The sequence below is a fragment of the Erysipelothrix larvae genome (assembly GCF_001545095.1).
Lineage (GTDB): Bacteria > Bacillota_I > Bacilli_A > Erysipelotrichales > Erysipelotrichaceae > Erysipelothrix > Erysipelothrix larvae.
In genome coordinates, this window is the sequence record NZ_CP013213.1 from 941,987 (window position 1) to 960,308 (window position 18,322).

Here is an 18,322-nt window from a genome sequence, read left to right on the forward strand (position 1 = left end):
GTGAACATCGCTTGGAACAGATAGGTGCAGCACTTCGTGAAAGACGGTTAGAACTTGGTCTAACGTTAGAAGAAGTAAGCAAAAAAACACGACTACAAATACCATTCATTCGAGCAATAGAGTCAGGGGATATCGAATTTTTTAAAGACGACTTATCCTATTTATCTTATTATGTTCGTCATTATGCGACAGAACTTGGAATGGATTATGAATCTTTTAAAGATGACATAGATCATTTTGTATATGAATACACAGAATCATTGGATGTTGGGGAGATTCGAAGGAATATCGAAATATCAGATCGAATTCGTAAACAATCCGAAACGTCCAAAGAAAAAAACAAAATTAAGAAAACAAAAGCTAAACCCGTGAAGCGCAAACGTAGCATTGATTTTTCAATGCTCGCATTTTTAGTATCTGCAGTAGCAGTTGTCGCGGTAGTTGTCCTTGTTTTATTTCATTATGTGCCACAATGGCTCGCTGATGATCCAGTACCGACACCAACCCCACCAGCTGATACCGATAACGGTGGTGCAAATGGTGGAACCAACGGTGGAACAAATGGCGGCACTGATAACGGTCAAAATGGTGGCGATAATGGTGATACTGATGGCAATGGTAGTGAAACACCAAAACCAGGAGACATTACAATAAAAGCCACCGATGATACAAACTTCGTACTCTCGGGATGGACTGAGAATCAATCCGTTGACATTACATTAACGGTTGCGAATCGAACATGGCTTCGCATTACCGTTGATGACAAAGACGTAGATAATCCAACAAGTAAAATATATGAAAGTGGAGAAATTGTGCATTTAAGTGAAATAGCTGTTGAAGGAAAAGTTGTTATGTTCCATGTGGGTTACATGAATGGTAATACCTTTAAAGTGAATGACACAGCGATAACCCTTAATGACAGCGTTGCGAATCTTCAGGGTACAGCGAAGATTTATTTCAAGTTCTCGAATAATGGAGGTTCAGAATGAATTTGGCAAACCGATTAACAATATTCAGAATTATCTTAATTCCGATTATTGTCTTGATTTACGTATTCCCATACGCACAGTTTGGGATAACAGAAGGCTATGTTAAAGTAGATACAGTCTTGCTTTACCATAAAAACATCGCAATTCTTATTTTATTTGCGATTGCATCCTTTACGGATTTCTTAGATGGATATCTAGCACGTTCTCGCAATATGATTACCACTTTTGGTAAATTCTTAGATCCAATTGCGGACAAGATGCTTGTTAATACATTATTGATTATCTTTGTATCACAACAAACCGTACCGCTTGTTGCAGTACTTATTATGATTTGGCGTGATACGGTTGTGGATGCTTTAAGAATGCTATTATCACAACGAGGAATTGTTTTAGCTGCTGGATACTTTGGTAAAGTTAAAACAGTTGCACAAATGCTTGCAATTATCTTAGTTCTCTTAGGGAACTTACCCTTTGAACTGTATGGAATTCCAGTTTCATCAATCATGATTTGGTTCGCTACCTTAATGTCATTGTTAAGTGGTGTATCCTATGTATTACAAAGTCGTTCACTATTCATGACAAATGAATAGGAAAACGATAAATCGTTGAATACTTAACTAAGAGACGGAGGCTATTATGAGTCAGAAAAATGTTGAAAATAAAGATAAGATTCTAGAAGGTGTCATCAGTCAAATCGAAAAGCAATACGGTAAGGGCTCAATTATGAAATTGGGTGATCGACCGAATGTTGATGTTGATGCGATTAGTTCAGGATCTTTAAGCCTTGATGCTGCCTTAGGGATTGGTGGATATCCAAAAGGGCGTATTATCGAAATCTATGGACCAGAATCTGGTGGTAAAACAACACTTGCACTTCATGCGATAGCTGAGGTTCAAAAAGCGGGTGGTCGTGCAGCGTTTATTGATGCTGAAAATGCAATTGACCCTACCTATGCAAAGAACTTAGGGGTAAACATCGATGAGTTAATTTTATCGCAACCTGATAGTGGTGAACAAGCGTTGGATATTGTAGATGTCTTAGTGCGTTCAGGTGCTGTTGATTTAATTGTTGTTGACAGTGTTGCCGCTCTTGTTCCACAACAAGAACTTGATGGCGATATGGCAGATGCACTGGTCGGAACACAAGCGCGTATGATGTCAAAAGCAATGCGTAAACTCAGCGGGGCAATGAACCGTGGTGAATGTACCACAATCTTCATTAACCAATTGCGTGAAAAAGTAGGGGTTATGTTTGGAAATCCAGAAACAACACCAGGTGGTCGTGCGTTGAAGTTTTATTCATCCGTTCGTCTTGAGATTCGTCGTTCAGAACAAATTAAAGCAGGGACAGATATCATCGGAAACAAAACGAACATTAAAGTAGTAAAAAACAAAGTGGCACCACCATTCAAAGCCGTACAAATTGAAATTGTCTATGGAAAAGGAATCAGCTATGTTGGTGAAGTCTTGGACATGGCAGTTGAATTTGAACTCCTTCAAAAGAGTGGTTCATGGTATTCATACAAAGATGAGCGTATTGGACAAGGCCGTGATGCTGTAAAAGCATTCCTTGAAGCAAATCCAGAGATTATGAATACATTATCCGAACAAATTCGTGATCGAATTATTCCAGCTCGTGCTGCGAAGTTGGAACAAGAAAACAGCAAATAACCATTTTCAAAGGAACGAAAGTTCCTTTTTTTCTTTCAAAGATGGTAAAAAATTAAGTGTGCGCACGATTTATTAGACACTTGAATGTTTTAGCTTATTTGTGTATTCTTAAAATACAAGAAACTATTTATGGTAGCTGTGTCAAAATAGTTTTTAAGAATAGGGGAATTTCTTGCAATGATATCATTTTGGTTTAATCTTTTTTTCTTAGGGTTAACATGGGGACTTGGACTCTTGATTAAAACTGATACATCTCATATTAGCGCACTTGATTTTGGTTTAAGTGCTGTTTTCTTTAGCGTCTATTTTTCATGTGCAATCATAAAAAATAATAAAATCATAATGCGACTGACCTCAATGCTTTTAGATATCCTTGTATTTGTTGTTTTTATTCAAGGTAACTTTAATAGTGCTGCACCCCTAATCTTTATCATACTCACTTACGTTTCAAGTCAAACAAATGACCCCTGGGGTGTCCGTGTTCATATCTTCTTTCAATCCGTGTTGATGATCAGTGTAATACCACGTATCGGTATGGGTAAAGAACTCTTATTAGTAGGCATGATGATGACGATAGCGTATACCTGGATTATATTAACGGATAAAAAAGAACACGCCTATATTGAACTCAATACAATGTATGACACGATTCAAAGTGACTATCGAAGATTAAAACGACACAGTGTAATCCATGAGAAGGCATTGCGTGAAGAAGAACGTAAACAAATCGCACGCGAAATTCATGACTCTGTAGGGCATCGTCTTACAGCACTTTTAATGCAACTTGAAGTGCTTCGTATGCAAACTGAAGGGACTGAGTTAAACCAACGGATTCAACAATTAAAAACGCTTGCCCAAGAAAGTTTGAGTGAAACTCGCGAAGCTGTTAAAACACTGAAACATGATGAAACTACAGGACTCAATGCAGTCATTCAATTGATTCGTAAACTTGAATCAGAAAGTCATCTTGAAATCACATTCCAGGTAAAAGCGGGGGCACTCTCGTTTCCACTGAGTTCCAGTCAATCCGTGATCCTATATCGATGTATTCAAGAAAGTTTAACAAATATGATGCGCCACGCTCAAACACGTATTGGTCATGTTGAATTTAGCCTTATCGGTGAGCAATTCTTTCGGTTCCAAGTGAGTAATCCCTTAGATTTCGTTGTGCCATATCAAGAAGGGTTTGGACTCACATCAATGCGTGAACGCTTGTTACAGATACAAGGAACGTTAACGATTTCTCAAACGCATGATCAATTCATTGTATTGGGAGTATTCCCAATGGAAAAAGAGGTGTAATATGCATTCAATTTTACTTGCAGAAGATCAAGCACTTGTGCGTCAAGGGCTAAAGATGATGATAGAGACAGATCCTACTTTAAAAGTCAGTGGTGAAGCTGAGAATGGCCAACAAGCGCTTAATCTATGTGAAACCCAGAGCTTTGATATCGCAATTCTTGATATTCGAATGCCAGTAATGACAGGGCTTGAAGCGATGCGAGTCATTAAGGCTAAGTGGCCAGATACTAAAATACTGGTACTTACAACCTTCAATGATGAAGCATATGCACTGGAAGCCTTGCGAAATGGTGCAAATGGATACATGCTGAAAGATGCGGATGCCAAAGGTCTCATTCAAGCTATCCACAGTTGTCTTAAAGGCGGTCTCACCTTAGAAGATCAAGTTGCTGCGAAAGTTATTCCTGCATTGATGACTCAGGATAATACAGTCAATATTGACACCACCCTTACAAAACGTGAACTTGAGATTATTAAATGTGTAGGTCAAGGGCTTAGTAATCAAGAAATTGCGAATGTACTTTTCTTATCGATTGGAACCATTAAAAACAATATATCCATAATATTAGATAAACTTGACTTAAGAGATCGAACCCAACTTGCAATCTATGCGATTAAGCATCACATATCATAACGTGACTTAAGTCACGAAAACTGAACTCACCAGTGACTCAAGGCAGTGTTATTATGGTGGGTTTATTTTTTATAATAGACTTATGAAAACGAAAAGGGGATTGAAGAATGTTACAAGTGATTGATTTAGAAAAAAAGTTTAAAAACCACCTAGCAGTTGATGGTGTGAATCTTAATATTGAAAAAGGGGAGTCTATAGGCCTTCTTGGACCCAATGGTGCCGGTAAATCAACAACCATCTCGATGATATCAACATTAATTGAACCCACAGCGGGAATGATCTATTTTAATGGTGAAAACATCATTAAAAAACCATCAAGCATTCGACCAGTGCTTGGAGTTGTACCTCAAGAAATTGCCCTGTATGATGAACTCACTGCTGCTGAAAATATGCGTTTTTTTGGACGAGCTTATGGATTAAAAGGCGAAGCGTTGGATCAAAAAGTTTCTGAAGTCTTAGAATTGGTTGGCCTCACTGACCGACAAAAAGATCGGATCAAAGAGTTTTCAGGGGGTATGAAACGGCGTATCAACATCGGGGTATCACTCATGCATAATCCACAACTTCTCATTATGGATGAGCCAACGGTGGGTATTGATCCCCAATCACGAAATTACATATTAGAAATGGTGAGAAAACTGAATGTTGAAAAAGGAATGGCAATACTTTATACAAGTCACTACATGGAAGAAGTTGAAAAACTGTGTGATCGTATTTATATCATGGACCATGGGCAAATTATTGCTTCAGGAACACAATCTGAATTAAAAAGCATTTTATCCAGTGAAGACGCGATGCAAATCAATGTTCAATCCAAATCAATGCCGTTTGAACACCAACTCGCTACCCATCCATTAATCCATAAGGTAATTGAGAATAATGGTGGGTATAAATTAATTGTCATGAAAGGTGAAGACCTATTTTCAGATATCTTTGCGATGGCGAAACGATGCGATGTTAAAATTGTTGGGATGCATGTTGAAGACAATTCTTTAGAAGATGTATTCCTCCATTTAACCGGAAGAAAACTTAGGGATTAGGTGAGTGCTATGTTCAATCTTATAAAAAAAGACTTTCTCACCCTCACACGAAATCGATCAGAGATTATTTTACTGCTCATTATGCCATCTGTACTGATTGTTATTTTGGGGTTTTCACTGGGTGGGATGCTTAATAAAGAGTCAAACATTAAGGAGATTCCAATTGCACTTGTTAATGAAAACAACGCTGATCAAGCCATCAAGGACTTTGTTTCTGATTTAATTGAATCAGGGACACCTGAAACCGTTGCAACCCAAATCGCAAGTCAAGCAAGTACCATTGACCCAGCGCAGCTGTTTCTTAATATCATAGATAGTCTTGAGACTGAAGCTGTATTTACAATCAATGCCACATTATCACAATCTCAAGCGATGGATGCACTTCAAAAGAGTGATGTTGCAGCTGTGATTACACTTCCACAATCCTTTACATACCATTCACTGATATCAGTATTTCAAGGGTTTCATGGCGACAGTCATATTGAGGTTATTGTAGGGGATAAAGATGCTGTGAGTACAACAATCCTTCAAAGTATTTTATCGCGTTTCACATCCGAATATAACTTACAAGCTTCAGTTCTAATGGCAACGAATGGTGTTGGGGTACAAGTTGAACTTCCCGATAATTTTGGAACTGTCATCCATCTTCCACTCTTAAAATCAATCTCGTCATTTCAATACTATACAGTAGGGATGTCAATGATGTTTTCCTTATATGTTGCATCCTCCATTTCAGGCAATGCATTCAAGGAAAAATCAAATCATACATTCTCAAGAATTATGGTGACGGGTGAAAAACCAATACGTTATCTCATGAGTAAAGCTATCTCAGCAAGTTTAGTTGCATGTACACAATTGGCAATTCTGTTTACAACCTCAACATTGCTTTTTAATACATTTGGTAGTATAAGTATGGATACTTTAGGATATATCCTGTTTGCATCGATAATATTAGCGATAACAATCGGCACGCTATCAGCCTTGTTAACCTCAATAGCACAACGATTCAATACCGATAGTGTTTCAAGCGTATTTTCGACATTTTTAATCAGTGCATTCTCATTTCTTGGTGGAAGCATTATACCAACGCAAATGTTCTCACCACTGCTTGGACACATAGGTCTTTGGACGCCCAATGGAGCCATGATGAATGTTTACTTACAACTTTTAAGAGGGCAAGGACTTAATGATGTAATCCCACTGCTTATCAGAATGGGTTTCATGGCAACTGTCTTCATTACAATCGCACTCATTGTATTTCCTAAAAGGAGGTTAGTGTAATGATAACTGTACTCAGACATCAAATGTTACGACTTGTAAGAGAACCATTACTTCTCATCTCATTTCTATTAATGACGATAATCTTTGTGTTTACAATGGTCGGCGCTAATAATGATCAAACCCATACAATTCCCGTCTACTCATCAACCCTTTCACAAGAAGCACTCCAAGAAAAGGTTGAATTGTTGAATGCAGACAGTCCTTATATCTTTGAGATAGAATCAAAAGAAGCGATTGAAACACGTATTCAATCCAGTGATATTCCATTTGCTCTATCCCTTGAATCATCAAATTTCAAGGTATTGGTTGGACAAGAGTCACAACTTCAAACGGGCGTCAGCCAACATGTTGAAAATGTGTACCGAACACAGCTCACGTTGGATCAAGTCCAAGAAGCAATGGATGATATCGTCATCACTCAAAAAGAAATTGTGAGTGCATCCGTTTCAACTTTAAAAGATAGTGTAACGAATATTCAATCTTCAAGTGCCAGCATTCTCGTGGGCTTAACATTATACTTCTCAGCATTAACAATCCTTTCAAGCCTTACAAATGTTACCCAAGAAAAGATCACAGGAACATGGAATCGGATGATCTTATCGCCACTTAAGAAGACACAAATCTATAGTGGAATCCTTATACAATATTTCATGATTGGTGTTTTTCAAATCCTTGCATGTTTCTTCATTTTTAAGCACTTCTTCAATTTTGACTTTGGAAATCAATATGGCTCAATACTCATGGTTGTCGGTGCGTTTGTATTTGTGATTGTATCACTTGGAATTCTCATTATCAGTATGGTGAACTCACCCCAACAACTTCAGGTAGTGATCCCAATATTTGCCACGGCATTCGCAATGCTTGGGGGTGCGTTTTGGCCCTTAGAGATTGTAACCAATAACATCCTATTATCCCTTGCGAAAGTAACGCCTATTTATTATGGAATGGAAGGGCTCAAAGGTGCAATCCTACTTAATCAAGGGTTATCCCAAATGGTGTTTCCAGTATCAATTATGGCATTTATGGGTGTTTTATTTATGGGGGTTGGGTTGAATAAAATGGAACGAAAATAAATACACATTTAACGAACTATATTTGTGATAAAATAGTTCGTTTTCCTTTGATTTTCTAGGAGATAAGCGTAGAATGAACTTAAAGGGGAATGTATATGATAACAATTCAAAACCTTAGTAAAATCTACAATAATAAATATGCAATCAAAGATGTTTGCTTGAACATTGAACCAGGTGAAATCTATGGATTTGTAGGTCCAAATGGCGCTGGGAAATCTACAACGATTAAAGCGCTTTTAAACTTCATTTTCCCAGATGAAGGGACACTATCCATTGCGGGGTTTGATGCAATAACACAGAATAAAGACATTAAACAAATTGTTGGTTATGTGCCCAGTGAAGTGAATTTTTATCCTGAACAAACTGGATATGATTTAATTAAACTCTCAGCCAAGCTGCATGGTATCACTGATTTTGATCGACTCAATAAACTCTGTGATGATTTTCAAGTAGAAAAACATAAGAAAATGAAAGCATTGTCCTTAGGGAACAAAAAGAAAATTGCAATTGTTTGTGCCCTTGCAATCAATCCGAAAGTATTAATCATGGATGAACCCACTAGTGGTCTGGATCCTTTGATTCAAAGTGAACTGTTTAAACATCTAAAAGAAATGGCTCAAAACGGCGTTACAATCTTCATATCAAGTCATAATTTGCGGGAAATTCAAGAGCATTGTGATCGTGTAGCATTCATAAAAAATGGGGAGATCTTGAAGGTGGTTTTGTTGAATGATTATCGACTATCTGGTAAATTTGTTCATTGTGAAGGTGAAGTCGATCCACTCAGACCCCTTGCACAGAAAATATTATCAGACAAGCCCAATAGTTTATCGTTTATTTATGATGGGAAACTTCAAGATCTGTTTGTAGCACTTTCAAACACAACGTTGCGTGATGTTTCAATTGAAGACCTTTCCATTGAACATCAATTTATTGAACTCTATAAGGAAGAAGGTGTTGAACATGATTCGATTACACATTAAACTTAATCAAAAAGGAGCCTTAGTGTGGTCAGCGGTTTTACTTGCACTACTATTAGGGTTTATGGCTTTCTTTCCTTCAATGTCAAATGATGCGATGAAAGAACTCACAAGTGGTAAATTGCAATCATTACCCCAATCAATCCTCAGTGTCATTGGTTTTGATTCATTTCCCGATTTTACGGATATAAAAGTTTACTATGGCTATATTATGCAATATGTCAACATGGCGCTGGCAGTCTATGCTTTATTGATGGGTCTCAATTGGTACCTTAAGGAAGAAAATGAAGGCCCATTGAATATCTGTTTTCTCAGCCAAGAACACGCTTAGAACTCATGCGTGATAAGTTGATTGGCAACCTCATCTTAGTGGTGATTCTCGTCAGCTGTATTATACTTACGAGCATTCTTTCATTTGCTTTGTTTCTACCTGAAGGGATAAGTCTTACTTCACTGATTGTTGAAACCCTGCCTATATTTGGTTCCTACTATTTTATCGCAATCCTCTTTCTAGTGTTAGGCAGTGGGTTATCCATGATTTTGGACGCTTCTATCTCTATTACGGGTGTCGCAATGGGAGTCGTATTTATCCCTTATGTTGTTGCGGTGATGGCTTCACTTATTGATTCGCTAAAACCACTCAAAGCGATATCAATTTTGCACACTTTAATGCCCCATGAAATCTATGCAAATAATGTGAGTCTTATATCAATTGCACTTTGGATTCTTGTCGTCTTGGGTGTCTTTATCATTGGGATGCAACGCTTTAAACGCCGCGATATTCTTGTATAAGATCCAGTTCAACACATAATACGCATATCTTTGATACAAAAGGTGTGCTTTTTTATTGGTATTTACCTCTTTTGATATCGTTTCAAACAAATATAAGCCAAAAGCATCCATTTGTGAGAAATCAAATTTAATAATTATGAGAAATTGTTTACATCGATTTATGAAGTTGATATAATACGTTTTGCATGGATGAATACCCAAGAGGCTGAAGGGGTCGGTCTCGAAAACCGATAGGAGTGCAAGCTCGCGAGGGTTCAAATCCCTCTTCATCCGCCAATTTAAATGCGAACCACGATTCAGTGGTTTTTTTTATGCTTTAATCACATGTGAGAAGACTTTGAGAAGCTTTTTTACAAAAACTTCTTTTCATATAAGAAAGGGCATGATACAGACTGTGCCACTGACGCGTTTTGTGGATTATATGCCACCATTAATGGTAATGTTTTGGTAATTTCAAATGTGAAAAGGATGGACTAAGAATCTCATGATTTAAATCGTGAACCCATCACATCAGATGATATTTTATGGGGATGAGTGCTATAGGCATAGGATAAGAATCGAAGGGATATAAGGGTACGTTTTTACACAAAAAAACAAAAATATCACAATATATATGAATCAGAAGGGTACAGTTCGGAAAATTTCGGAAACCATAAAATAATTGTTTTGAAATGTTCTTTGAATGTATTTGAAAACGGTTAACTTAAATGTTAAAATATAGAAGATGCTTTAAACAAGGAGGCTAAGAGAACTATGATTAAAGGAATTGCTGCTTCAGCAGGTATCGCTGTATCTAAGGTTTTTAAACTTCAACATCCAGTGTTGAACATTGAGAAAGTTGATTCAGATGCAAGTGTGGAATTGAAACGATTGGAAGATGCTTTGGAATTAACAAAAAATGATATTCGTATCATTAAGGAAAAAGCAGTTGGAAAACTTAGCGACGAAGAATTGGCAATCTTTGACGCGCATTTAATGGTTGCAGAAGATCCAGAATTCATTGGGCAAATTCAAGAAATTATTAATTCTGAGTCTGTAAATGCTGACTATGCTACAAATCAAGTTGCAACGATGTTTATTGGTATGTTTGAAGGCATGGACGATCCATACTTTAAAGAACGTGCTGCAGATATTAAAGACGTTACATATCGTATGATGTGTCACATTCTTAAACTTCAAATCCCTGATTTATCAGCGATTGATCATGAAGTTGTGATTGTAGCTGAAGATTTAACACCTTCAGATACTGCACAATTAGACCGTCGTTATGTTAAGGGATTTGTGACTGAAATTGGGGGACGTACCTCACACTCAGCAATTATGGCTCGTAGCTTAGAGATTCCTGCTGTAGTGGGTGCTGGAAAACTACTTGACACTGTAAACCATGATGATGAAATCATCCTAGATGCTTTAAGTGGTGTTGTGATTTTTAATCCAACCGCACAACAAAAAGAAGAATATACACAAAAAGGTGCTGAATTTATGGCACATAAAGAAAGCTTGAAAGTATTAAAAGATGCGAAGAGCGAAACAACAGATGGACATCATGTTGAATTAGCGGGTAATATTGGTACACCAAACGATGTTGATGGTGTTCTTAACAATGGTGGAGAAGGTATAGGTCTATACCGTACTGAATTCTTGTACATGGACGCAGCTGAACTTCCAAATGAAGAAGATCAATACATTGCTTACAAGAAAGTATTAGAAATCATGGCACCACGTCGTGTTGTTGTACGTACACTTGATATTGGTGGCGATAAAGAGTTACCTTACTTGAAATTCCCACATGAAATGAACCCATTCTTAGGATACCGTGCGATTCGTCTTTGCTTAGACCGTACTGATATCTTTAGAACACAAGTTCGTGCATTGTTACGTGCATCAGTACATGGAACCTTAAGTATTATGTTCCCAATGATTGCGACTATCCAAGAATTCCGTGATGCAAAAGCAATCGTTGAAGACGAAAAGAAAAACCTTTCTAAAGAAGGTGTTGAATTCAGTGATTCAATTGAACTGGGTATGATGGTAGAAATTCCAGCTGCTGCAGTGCTTGCGGATCAATTTGCGAAAGAAGCAGACTTCTTCAGTATTGGTACAAATGATTTGATCCAATACTCGATGGCTGCAGACCGTATGAACGAAAAAGTTTCCTATCTATACCAACCTTATAGCCCTTCAATTCTTCGTCTTGTGAAGATGACAATTGATGGTGCACATAAAGAAGGTAAATGGTGTGGTATGTGTGGTGAAATGGCTGGAGATGAAAAAGCAATTCCTCTACTTTTAGGTTTAGGGTTGGATGAATTCTCAATGTCAGCATCATCAATTCTTGAAGCACGTAGTATCGTACGTTCATTAAGCTATGGTGAAATGAAAGAACTTGCTGACAAAGCATTAAACCTTCCTACAACAGAAGATGTGTTGGCTTTACTTGATGCAACACTTAACAAATAGTCAAAATCAAACCATTCAAACATTACATGATAAGATCAAAAAACTTGTCAGTGATGAAAATTCTGGACATGATTTTGGTCATATTATGCGCGTTGTGAATCTTACTCAGAAAATCTGTACACCGGATGCTGATACCTTTGTTGTTTTATGTTGTGCGTATCTTCATGAGTTTTTAGATGATAAGATGCATGTCTTTGACACTAAGGACTTACATGAACTTGCATTGCAATGGAACCTTGACTTTGAAGGTAATACTTCAACAATCCTAGATAATATTTCAAAGATTGGATATAAAGGTGGGTTTCAAAAAACAAAGGATCGTACGCTTGAAGCACACATAGTATCCGATGCGGATATCCTTGATGCAATGGGTGCCATTGGTATTGCTCGAACATTCTATTATGCAGGGTATAAGGGATTACCATTTCATGATCGTGATCTTGAAGGAATTGTTGCGACAAATCTTCAAGAATATCGAAACGGACATCGTAATGCCATAGCGCATTTTGATGAAAAAATACTTCACTTATACGATGCACTTGAGACAAAAAAAGCGCAAGAGATTGGGAAAATCCGACATGAGCGTGTTGTAAGGTTCTATAATGAGTTTTATGAAGAGATTAAAGGGGAGTAAATAAGCTCCTCTTTCTTTGTCTGTGTGGTAAACTATTTTAGGAGGAGTGATGACATATGAAACTACTAATTACTTATGATCGAAATCATAATGAGTGTGTTGCATGCGATGGAATCGAAACCCTCGATTTGCGTCATACACAACTGAATGTTGATGAGTTAATGAGTGTTTATGAATCCATTGAACCAGAACTGATTTCATGGCTTCGTTCTACTTTAATTGAAAAAAGTCCAGATGCTATTATTGCGGTAGGGAAATCGGATGAATATCGTTGGATTGGGACCATCATTTGCCGTGTTTGTGGACAATTTAATTCATGGAACGGACAACGAAGGAATCCAATGGGTGTTACTGAGCTAACATTGAATGGTAAAGTGATGAAAGTTGTTGCGATTGATTCGTTTGATGATTTAGACCTTGCTAAAAAACAATTGGGGATATAAAGGCGGTCTGAAATAACTTGGGGATAATTCAGAAAATGATATAAAATAACTTGGGGAGTAAGTTACCCCAAACAAGTTTGTTAAAGACCAAAGGGAAGCGTAGTCGCACATGACTATAGCTTCCCTCTTTTTGTTATAGTATATCAATAATGAGTCATTTCTTAAGAGAGTCCTTTGTCATAGGTTGTTTTAATTATTGGGTTAATTCGATATGTTGCGTCTTCATTAAGCACATACAACACACGATTCCTAAACCGCTCCCAATTACGATAGCCACTTGCATTGTTTTTTATTTGCTTGATTATGCGATTTCGATTCTCAATCAACGCACTGTTTATGTGTGTTATGGAAACTTCATAATGGGTTTCTCCTGTTTTCTTATTTGTGACCTTTGTGCATTTTTCTACTTTATTGAAAGTTGCGACAATTTCATTTTTCCACTTTCCTAAAGTTCGGCTAAAATCAACGATTGATGCAACTCTACTCTGAGCCATCACTCTGATGAGTGTGTTCAGATTCTCGTGTGCATTCTCAGCTTTTGATTCATTGAAGAATTGATCGAGTAAGAACTTCATGTTATATGCATCTTCAAGGCCATTGCTCGTTTGAAGAATTAGGTCTATTATGTCGTAAAGGTTTAGAAACTTTCCCAATTTCTTATTGCGTTGTTTCGGTACATTTGGATCAAATATATTGTATTTCTTATCTTTAACTGTGGTTGTTGCTTTGGGGTTTTTATAGAGTAACCAGTTGAACTTTTTAAGCAGATAGTATTGCTGGTCACGCTTATAATATTCTTGTCTTTTGACTTTATCTTCTGTTTGCTTCCAGTTCTTAGGAGGTTTTAGTTTCTTCATAGTGTCTACCCTAATAGAGTCGATACGTTTCATTAAATCACTATAAACATGAAAACGATCAACACTGATAAACGCGTTTGGAAGGAATTGTTTTGCGACGACTCTATAGCTATACCACATGTCGATTCCAATACCTAAGACTCCTTTGCGTTCTTCAAGGGGGATTTGGCTAAAATACGCGACTAAGTCTTGTTTCTTACGGGACGGTAATATATCTACGATATTCTTTGTCATTGCATCAATAAGAACGCATACATAATCACTGCGATCACTGTGGTACGCATAACATTCATCAATAAGCAGATAAGCGGGTAGTTTTTGTCTGGAGACAGAAACGTGGGAATCGAAAATAGATGATACTGTAGTGGGAGATAACCGATATCTATTGGCAACTGTGGTAAACGTTTCATGTGGCGATTTAAGATCATTCAGGACATTATATACGGTCAGCTGAGTAATCTTCATATTTCGATACGCAAATGGATTGTGTTCAAAAAAGCATTTATTACACGTTGTGCATTTATAACGTCGTGCACGGTAACGAATGTAACAGGGTATATGTGTTACCAGTGAGTGGAGAAGCTTCTTTTCAGAATAATCTTTGATTGTGGATGTTTTGCTTTCACAAATTGGGCATGTTTGTTCCTCTACCTGAAGCGTAATGTACACATTCAATGCGTCACTTTGACCTTTGATATCAATCTTCTGGACTTGATGGTGTTCTAAGTTAAATAATTCAAGAATTTTTTCGTTACTTAAAAGAGTGGCATTAGCGTTCATAGAAACCCTGCCTCTCTTTGACTATTTTGATAAGGTTTCATTATGTATCTTGCTCCTAAATATAAAAATGATTGTCTGTTATTTAAATAACCATCTTCATTATATTCAATCTGAGGAGTTAAAACTATTTTTCTCATGTTGGTGAAGTAATGGCGGAATGATAGATATTCCGTTTTGTGGATAATATGAAGTAATTCAATCGTTCCAAATAACTTAAATGTCTCACCGATTCATAATCGTTAAAACGTATTTTTATCCGAATATATGTTGATTCATCAATATCAGTTAAAAGCGTGCTATCAAGTTCATGGGTTAATATTATTTCAATTGTGGGTACAGACAGTTGAAAATAGGGAAGTAAGTTACTTGGTATTATTGCATGAGTTCTCTTACATTGATTACAAAAGAAACGTGCGATTTCTACGACAATGGTTAATCGCCCAGTAATTATGGTTTTCGGATAGTATCCATAACGAATCAGTGTATCTGTTTTTGAACAGCACGGACAAGGTATTGTTTTTGGATTAATTGAATTGAGAAATTTGTAATATTCCTTTTGAGAAAACTGTTTATTATTGAATGTGTTTGAGAAAACTGTTATCATATTCTTACTCCTTTATAGGAGGTATTGGATTGGTAGAAACTTAGGTCTGGAAACTTGGGGTTTCTACCATTTTATTAACCTCGTTAAACTAATAATACAAAAAAAATCACTTTAATACAGCACTTAATTGTGCATAAAGTAAAGTGATTTTTTATTCTGCTGGTCTAAGATAATCAGTTTACAACAGAAATCCCCAAACTTCTTTAAAGACAGAGGCTAGAGCAAGATTACCTCACCCCAAGAAATAGTGTTGCGAGTGAAAACCCCAAGTAAAGTTTAATATCCGATATAAAAAAGCGCAGATGCGCTTTTTGTTTACAAACTCTTAATTTTGCTTACTATATCTTCGAGTTTCACAATTGTTGGTTCTTGCTCTTTACGTGATTTAAACTCAACTTCGCCAGAATCAAGCCCACGTCCTAATGTGATTCGGTAGGGTACACCAATAAGGTCCATATCGTTGAATTTAACACCTGGTCGTTGTTGTCTGTCATCAAGTAACACTTCAATGCCTTGAGCACATAATGTGTCATATAACTCGTTTGCGATTCTTACATGGTCTTCGTTTTTTGCGTTAATAAGTACGAGTGCTACTTTGAATGGTGCAATAACATCTGGCCAAACAATGCCTTTGTCATCATTGTTTTGTTCAACAACTGCCGCAATTGTACGACCAATTCCAATGCCATAGGATCCCATATAAACATCTTGAAGTGTTTGATTTTGATCTAGGTAATCAAGCCCCATTGCTTTTGAATATTTAACACCAAGTTTAAAGGTATTTCCAACTTCAATTCCTTTGGAGAAACTAAGGACGCCCGTTCCATCGGGGTTTGGGTCACCTTCTTTAACATTTGATACATCCGCAATATGTGTTGGAGTAAACTCTGTATGATTTGCATTAATATAGTGGTAATCACTTTCGTTTGCACCACATATATAGTTGCGTAAGCCTTCAATATGCTTGTCTAAGACAATGTCAATGCCTTCTAAACCTATTGGTCCTGCAAATCCAACGCGGGCACCGGTTACTGCTTGCACTTGATTGAAGTCGGCAAGCTCAACATTCACCGCTTCATACAATTTGCGAAGTTTGGTTTCGTTCACATCGCGATCTCCAAGTACGCATACCGCAACAAGTTTATCATCAACACTATAAATTAAAGTCTTTACAAAGCGTGAGACATCTTGATTCAAGAAAGCAGATACTTCTTCAATTGTTTTCGCATCAGGAGTATGCACCTTTTCACGTTTTAAGAGTGGTTCATCACTCACAATACGTGCGCAGTTTTCTGCGATTTCTAAGTTGCTTGCATAGCCTGTGTCTTCACCTAAAACCAAGGTATCTTCACCAATGTTTGTGATTGCTTGGAATTCTTCAGATAGAAGACCACCCATAATACCTGTATCAGCACGTACAATTCGATAATTTAAGCCAACAGTATCAAACACTTTCTTATAAGCATTAAACATTTTATCATAAGCCTTATCCGATGAAGACAGGTCAACATCAAAGGTATAAGCGTCTTTCATCACAAATTCACGTACACGAATCAGCCCAAAACGAGGACGGGCTTCATCACGGAATTTTGTTTGGATTTGATAAAGACTTACAGGCATGTCTTTATAAGAACGAACCATCATCTTTGCAGCTTGAGCAAAGAGTTCTTCATGAGTAGGTCCTAATACAAAGGGTTTTTGATAGCGATCTTTAAGGGTAAACATGCTTGTACCAATAATGTCACGTCTTCCAGATGCGATATAAACATCTTCTGGAATCAATGTTGGCATACTGACCTCTTGAGATCCAATTTCATTCATTGCATTACGTACGATTGCTTCAACTTTTTGTTTTACACGAAGTCCAAGCGGTAAAAACATATATACACCTGATGAACTTTTCTTAACAAATCCACCACGCACTAAAAGATTTCCACTTACGGAATCTTCATCTTTAACATCTTCTCTTAATGTATAAAAGTAACTTTCACTGAGTTTCATAATCCACCTCTATTTAACTCATATAGTATACCATAATTCACACAATTTAAGTGATAATAATCCGTGATGTTTTGTGTTTGTACCTGTCGACCAATCGTGTTATAATGAAATTGCCCAAAAGGAAACAAATATATTTCCGACACTTTGATATAAGGGAATCTGGAGTTTCTAGGAGGTGTGAGTCTTACTTTTTTGTTTAGAATCCCAAACCTAGAACAGGACACCCACCTGTATAAACAGGGAATAAATATCAACCTTTTGGGTTCAGAGTTTTTAAAACCACCGCTCAGTGGAAAAGCGAATTGATAACGCAAATCTGTGTGCTCAATTCGCTTTTTAGTTCCTTCGAATTTGACAAGAGGCTTAATTTGTAGATACATATATCAAGATTTATGATAGAATATTGGAGGATAATCTGACTAATTCTCGCATATTATGACTTCCTTTTAGTTATTTTAATGTGAATATGTGATTATTATTGCGTTTATGCAGTAAACAGTTTAAAATAGTTAGTATCGAGGAAGGTGAATTTATGTTATTAGTAGCTACAAGTTTATGGTCAACATTCTGGACATTTATTGGTGGAATGGCCGTAGGTGCTGTGATTGCGTTTTTTGTAACAAAGCATATGTTTGAAAAACAAATAAAGGAAAACCCACCAATCAATGAAAAAATGATTCGTGCGATGTATATGCAAATGGGACGTAAACCGTCTGAAGCTCAAATTCGTGCAATTATGAAGTCGATGGGGCAATAAAAACACAGTTCGACCTGTGTTTTT

General features: G+C 37.0%; 18 protein-coding genes and 1 tRNA gene. 16 read left to right on the forward strand and 3 right to left on the reverse strand.

The window, feature by feature from the left end; translation table 11 throughout:
• Positions 1 to 11 precede the first annotated feature (11 nt).
• The 15 genes from AOC36_RS04295 to AOC36_RS04365 all read left to right on the forward strand — a co-directional run bounded on the left by AOC36_RS04295 (position 12) and on the right by AOC36_RS04365 (position 13,299).
• Positions 12 to 989 carry a helix-turn-helix domain-containing protein gene (locus AOC36_RS04295; protein WP_067631768.1) on the forward strand — a complete coding sequence of 326 codons (978 nt, stop codon included), beginning with the start codon at positions 12 to 14 and terminating at the stop codon, positions 987 to 989.
• Positions 986 to 1,579: a CDP-diacylglycerol--glycerol-3-phosphate 3-phosphatidyltransferase gene (pgsA, locus tag AOC36_RS04300; RefSeq protein ID WP_067631770.1), complete on the forward strand. Its 594-nt coding sequence runs from the start codon at positions 986 to 988 to the stop codon at positions 1,577 to 1,579. The genes AOC36_RS04295 and pgsA overlap by 4 nt, the downstream gene beginning before the upstream one ends.
• 46 nt (positions 1,580 to 1,625) lie before the next feature.
• The gene (gene recA, locus AOC36_RS04305; RefSeq protein ID WP_067631772.1) at positions 1,626 to 2,660 is read left to right on the forward strand and encodes a recombinase RecA; all 1,035 of its coding nucleotides are present in this window, start codon (positions 1,626 to 1,628) and stop codon (positions 2,658 to 2,660) included.
• A gap of 177 nt (positions 2,661 to 2,837) precedes the next feature.
• Positions 2,838 to 3,962, forward strand: a complete 1,125-nt coding sequence (locus AOC36_RS04310) for a sensor histidine kinase (RefSeq protein WP_067631774.1) — start codon at positions 2,838 to 2,840, stop codon at positions 3,960 to 3,962.
• A 1-nt stretch (position 3,963) separates the two neighbouring features.
• The gene (locus AOC36_RS04315) at positions 3,964 to 4,596 is read left to right on the forward strand and encodes a response regulator transcription factor (protein WP_067631777.1); all 633 of its coding nucleotides are present in this window, start codon (positions 3,964 to 3,966) and stop codon (positions 4,594 to 4,596) included.
• Between the two features lie 107 nt (positions 4,597 to 4,703).
• Entirely contained in the window at positions 4,704 to 5,636 is a 933-nt protein-coding gene (locus AOC36_RS04320) for an ABC transporter ATP-binding protein (RefSeq protein ID WP_067631779.1), read from the forward strand.
• Positions 5,637 to 5,645: 9 nt separating this feature from the next.
• Entirely contained in the window at positions 5,646 to 6,917 is a 1,272-nt protein-coding gene (locus tag AOC36_RS04325) for an ABC transporter permease (protein ID WP_067631781.1), read from the forward strand.
• A complete protein-coding gene (locus AOC36_RS04330; RefSeq protein WP_067631783.1) occupies positions 6,917 to 7,990 on the forward strand; it encodes an ABC transporter permease in 1,074 nt (357 codons plus the stop codon). Before AOC36_RS04325 ends, AOC36_RS04330 begins: the two co-directional genes overlap by 1 nt.
• A 95-nt stretch (positions 7,991 to 8,085) precedes the next feature.
• Complete coding sequence (locus tag AOC36_RS04335; RefSeq protein WP_067631785.1) at positions 8,086 to 8,973, forward strand: ABC transporter ATP-binding protein; 888 nt, start codon at positions 8,086 to 8,088, stop codon at positions 8,971 to 8,973.
• The gene (locus tag AOC36_RS04340; RefSeq protein ID WP_067631787.1) at positions 8,954 to 9,301 is read left to right on the forward strand and encodes a hypothetical protein; all 348 of its coding nucleotides are present in this window, start codon (positions 8,954 to 8,956) and stop codon (positions 9,299 to 9,301) included. Before AOC36_RS04335 ends, AOC36_RS04340 begins: the two co-directional genes overlap by 20 nt.
• Positions 9,302 to 9,306: 5 nt before the next feature.
• Positions 9,307 to 9,762 (forward strand): hypothetical protein, encoded by a 456-nt coding sequence (locus tag AOC36_RS04345; RefSeq protein WP_067631789.1) that lies wholly within the window; start codon positions 9,307 to 9,309, stop codon positions 9,760 to 9,762.
• A gap of 187 nt (positions 9,763 to 9,949) precedes the next feature.
• Positions 9,950 to 10,038: transfer RNA gene (locus AOC36_RS04350), tRNA-Ser, on the forward strand.
• Between the two features lie 477 nt (positions 10,039 to 10,515).
• Positions 10,516 to 12,222, forward strand: coding sequence for a phosphoenolpyruvate--protein phosphotransferase (ptsP, locus tag AOC36_RS04355; protein ID WP_067631791.1), 1,707 nt, complete (start codon positions 10,516 to 10,518; stop codon positions 12,220 to 12,222).
• A complete protein-coding gene (locus AOC36_RS04360) occupies positions 12,203 to 12,856 on the forward strand; it encodes an HD domain-containing protein (protein WP_067631793.1) in 654 nt (217 codons plus the stop codon). The genes ptsP and AOC36_RS04360 overlap by 20 nt, the downstream gene beginning before the upstream one ends.
• A gap of 56 nt (positions 12,857 to 12,912) precedes the next feature.
• A complete protein-coding gene (locus AOC36_RS04365; RefSeq protein WP_067631795.1) occupies positions 12,913 to 13,299 on the forward strand; it encodes a hypothetical protein in 387 nt (128 codons plus the stop codon).
• Between the two features lie 161 nt (positions 13,300 to 13,460).
• On the opposite strand, the gene AOC36_RS04370 is transcribed toward AOC36_RS04365, so the two are convergent.
• From AOC36_RS04370 to AOC36_RS04380, 3 genes are all read right to left on the reverse strand, one after another.
• On the reverse strand, positions 13,461 to 14,936 hold the full coding sequence (locus tag AOC36_RS04370) for an ISL3 family transposase (RefSeq protein WP_067629964.1): 1,476 nt from the start codon (positions 14,934 to 14,936) through the stop codon (positions 13,461 to 13,463).
• Positions 14,937 to 15,069: 133 nt separating this feature from the next.
• Positions 15,070 to 15,540: a DUF6431 domain-containing protein gene (locus AOC36_RS04375; protein ID WP_067629969.1), complete on the reverse strand. Its 471-nt coding sequence runs from the start codon at positions 15,538 to 15,540 to the stop codon at positions 15,070 to 15,072.
• A gap of 315 nt (positions 15,541 to 15,855) precedes the next feature.
• Entirely contained in the window at positions 15,856 to 17,541 is a 1,686-nt protein-coding gene (locus AOC36_RS04380) for a proline--tRNA ligase (RefSeq protein ID WP_067631797.1), read from the reverse strand.
• A 586-nt stretch (positions 17,542 to 18,127) separates the two neighbouring features.
• Here AOC36_RS04380 and AOC36_RS04385 point away from each other — a divergent pair.
• Positions 18,128 to 18,298 carry a YneF family protein gene (locus tag AOC36_RS04385; RefSeq protein ID WP_417935080.1) on the forward strand — a complete coding sequence of 57 codons (171 nt, stop codon included), beginning with the start codon at positions 18,128 to 18,130 and terminating at the stop codon, positions 18,296 to 18,298.
• The last annotated feature ends 24 nt before the right edge of the window (positions 18,299 to 18,322 follow it).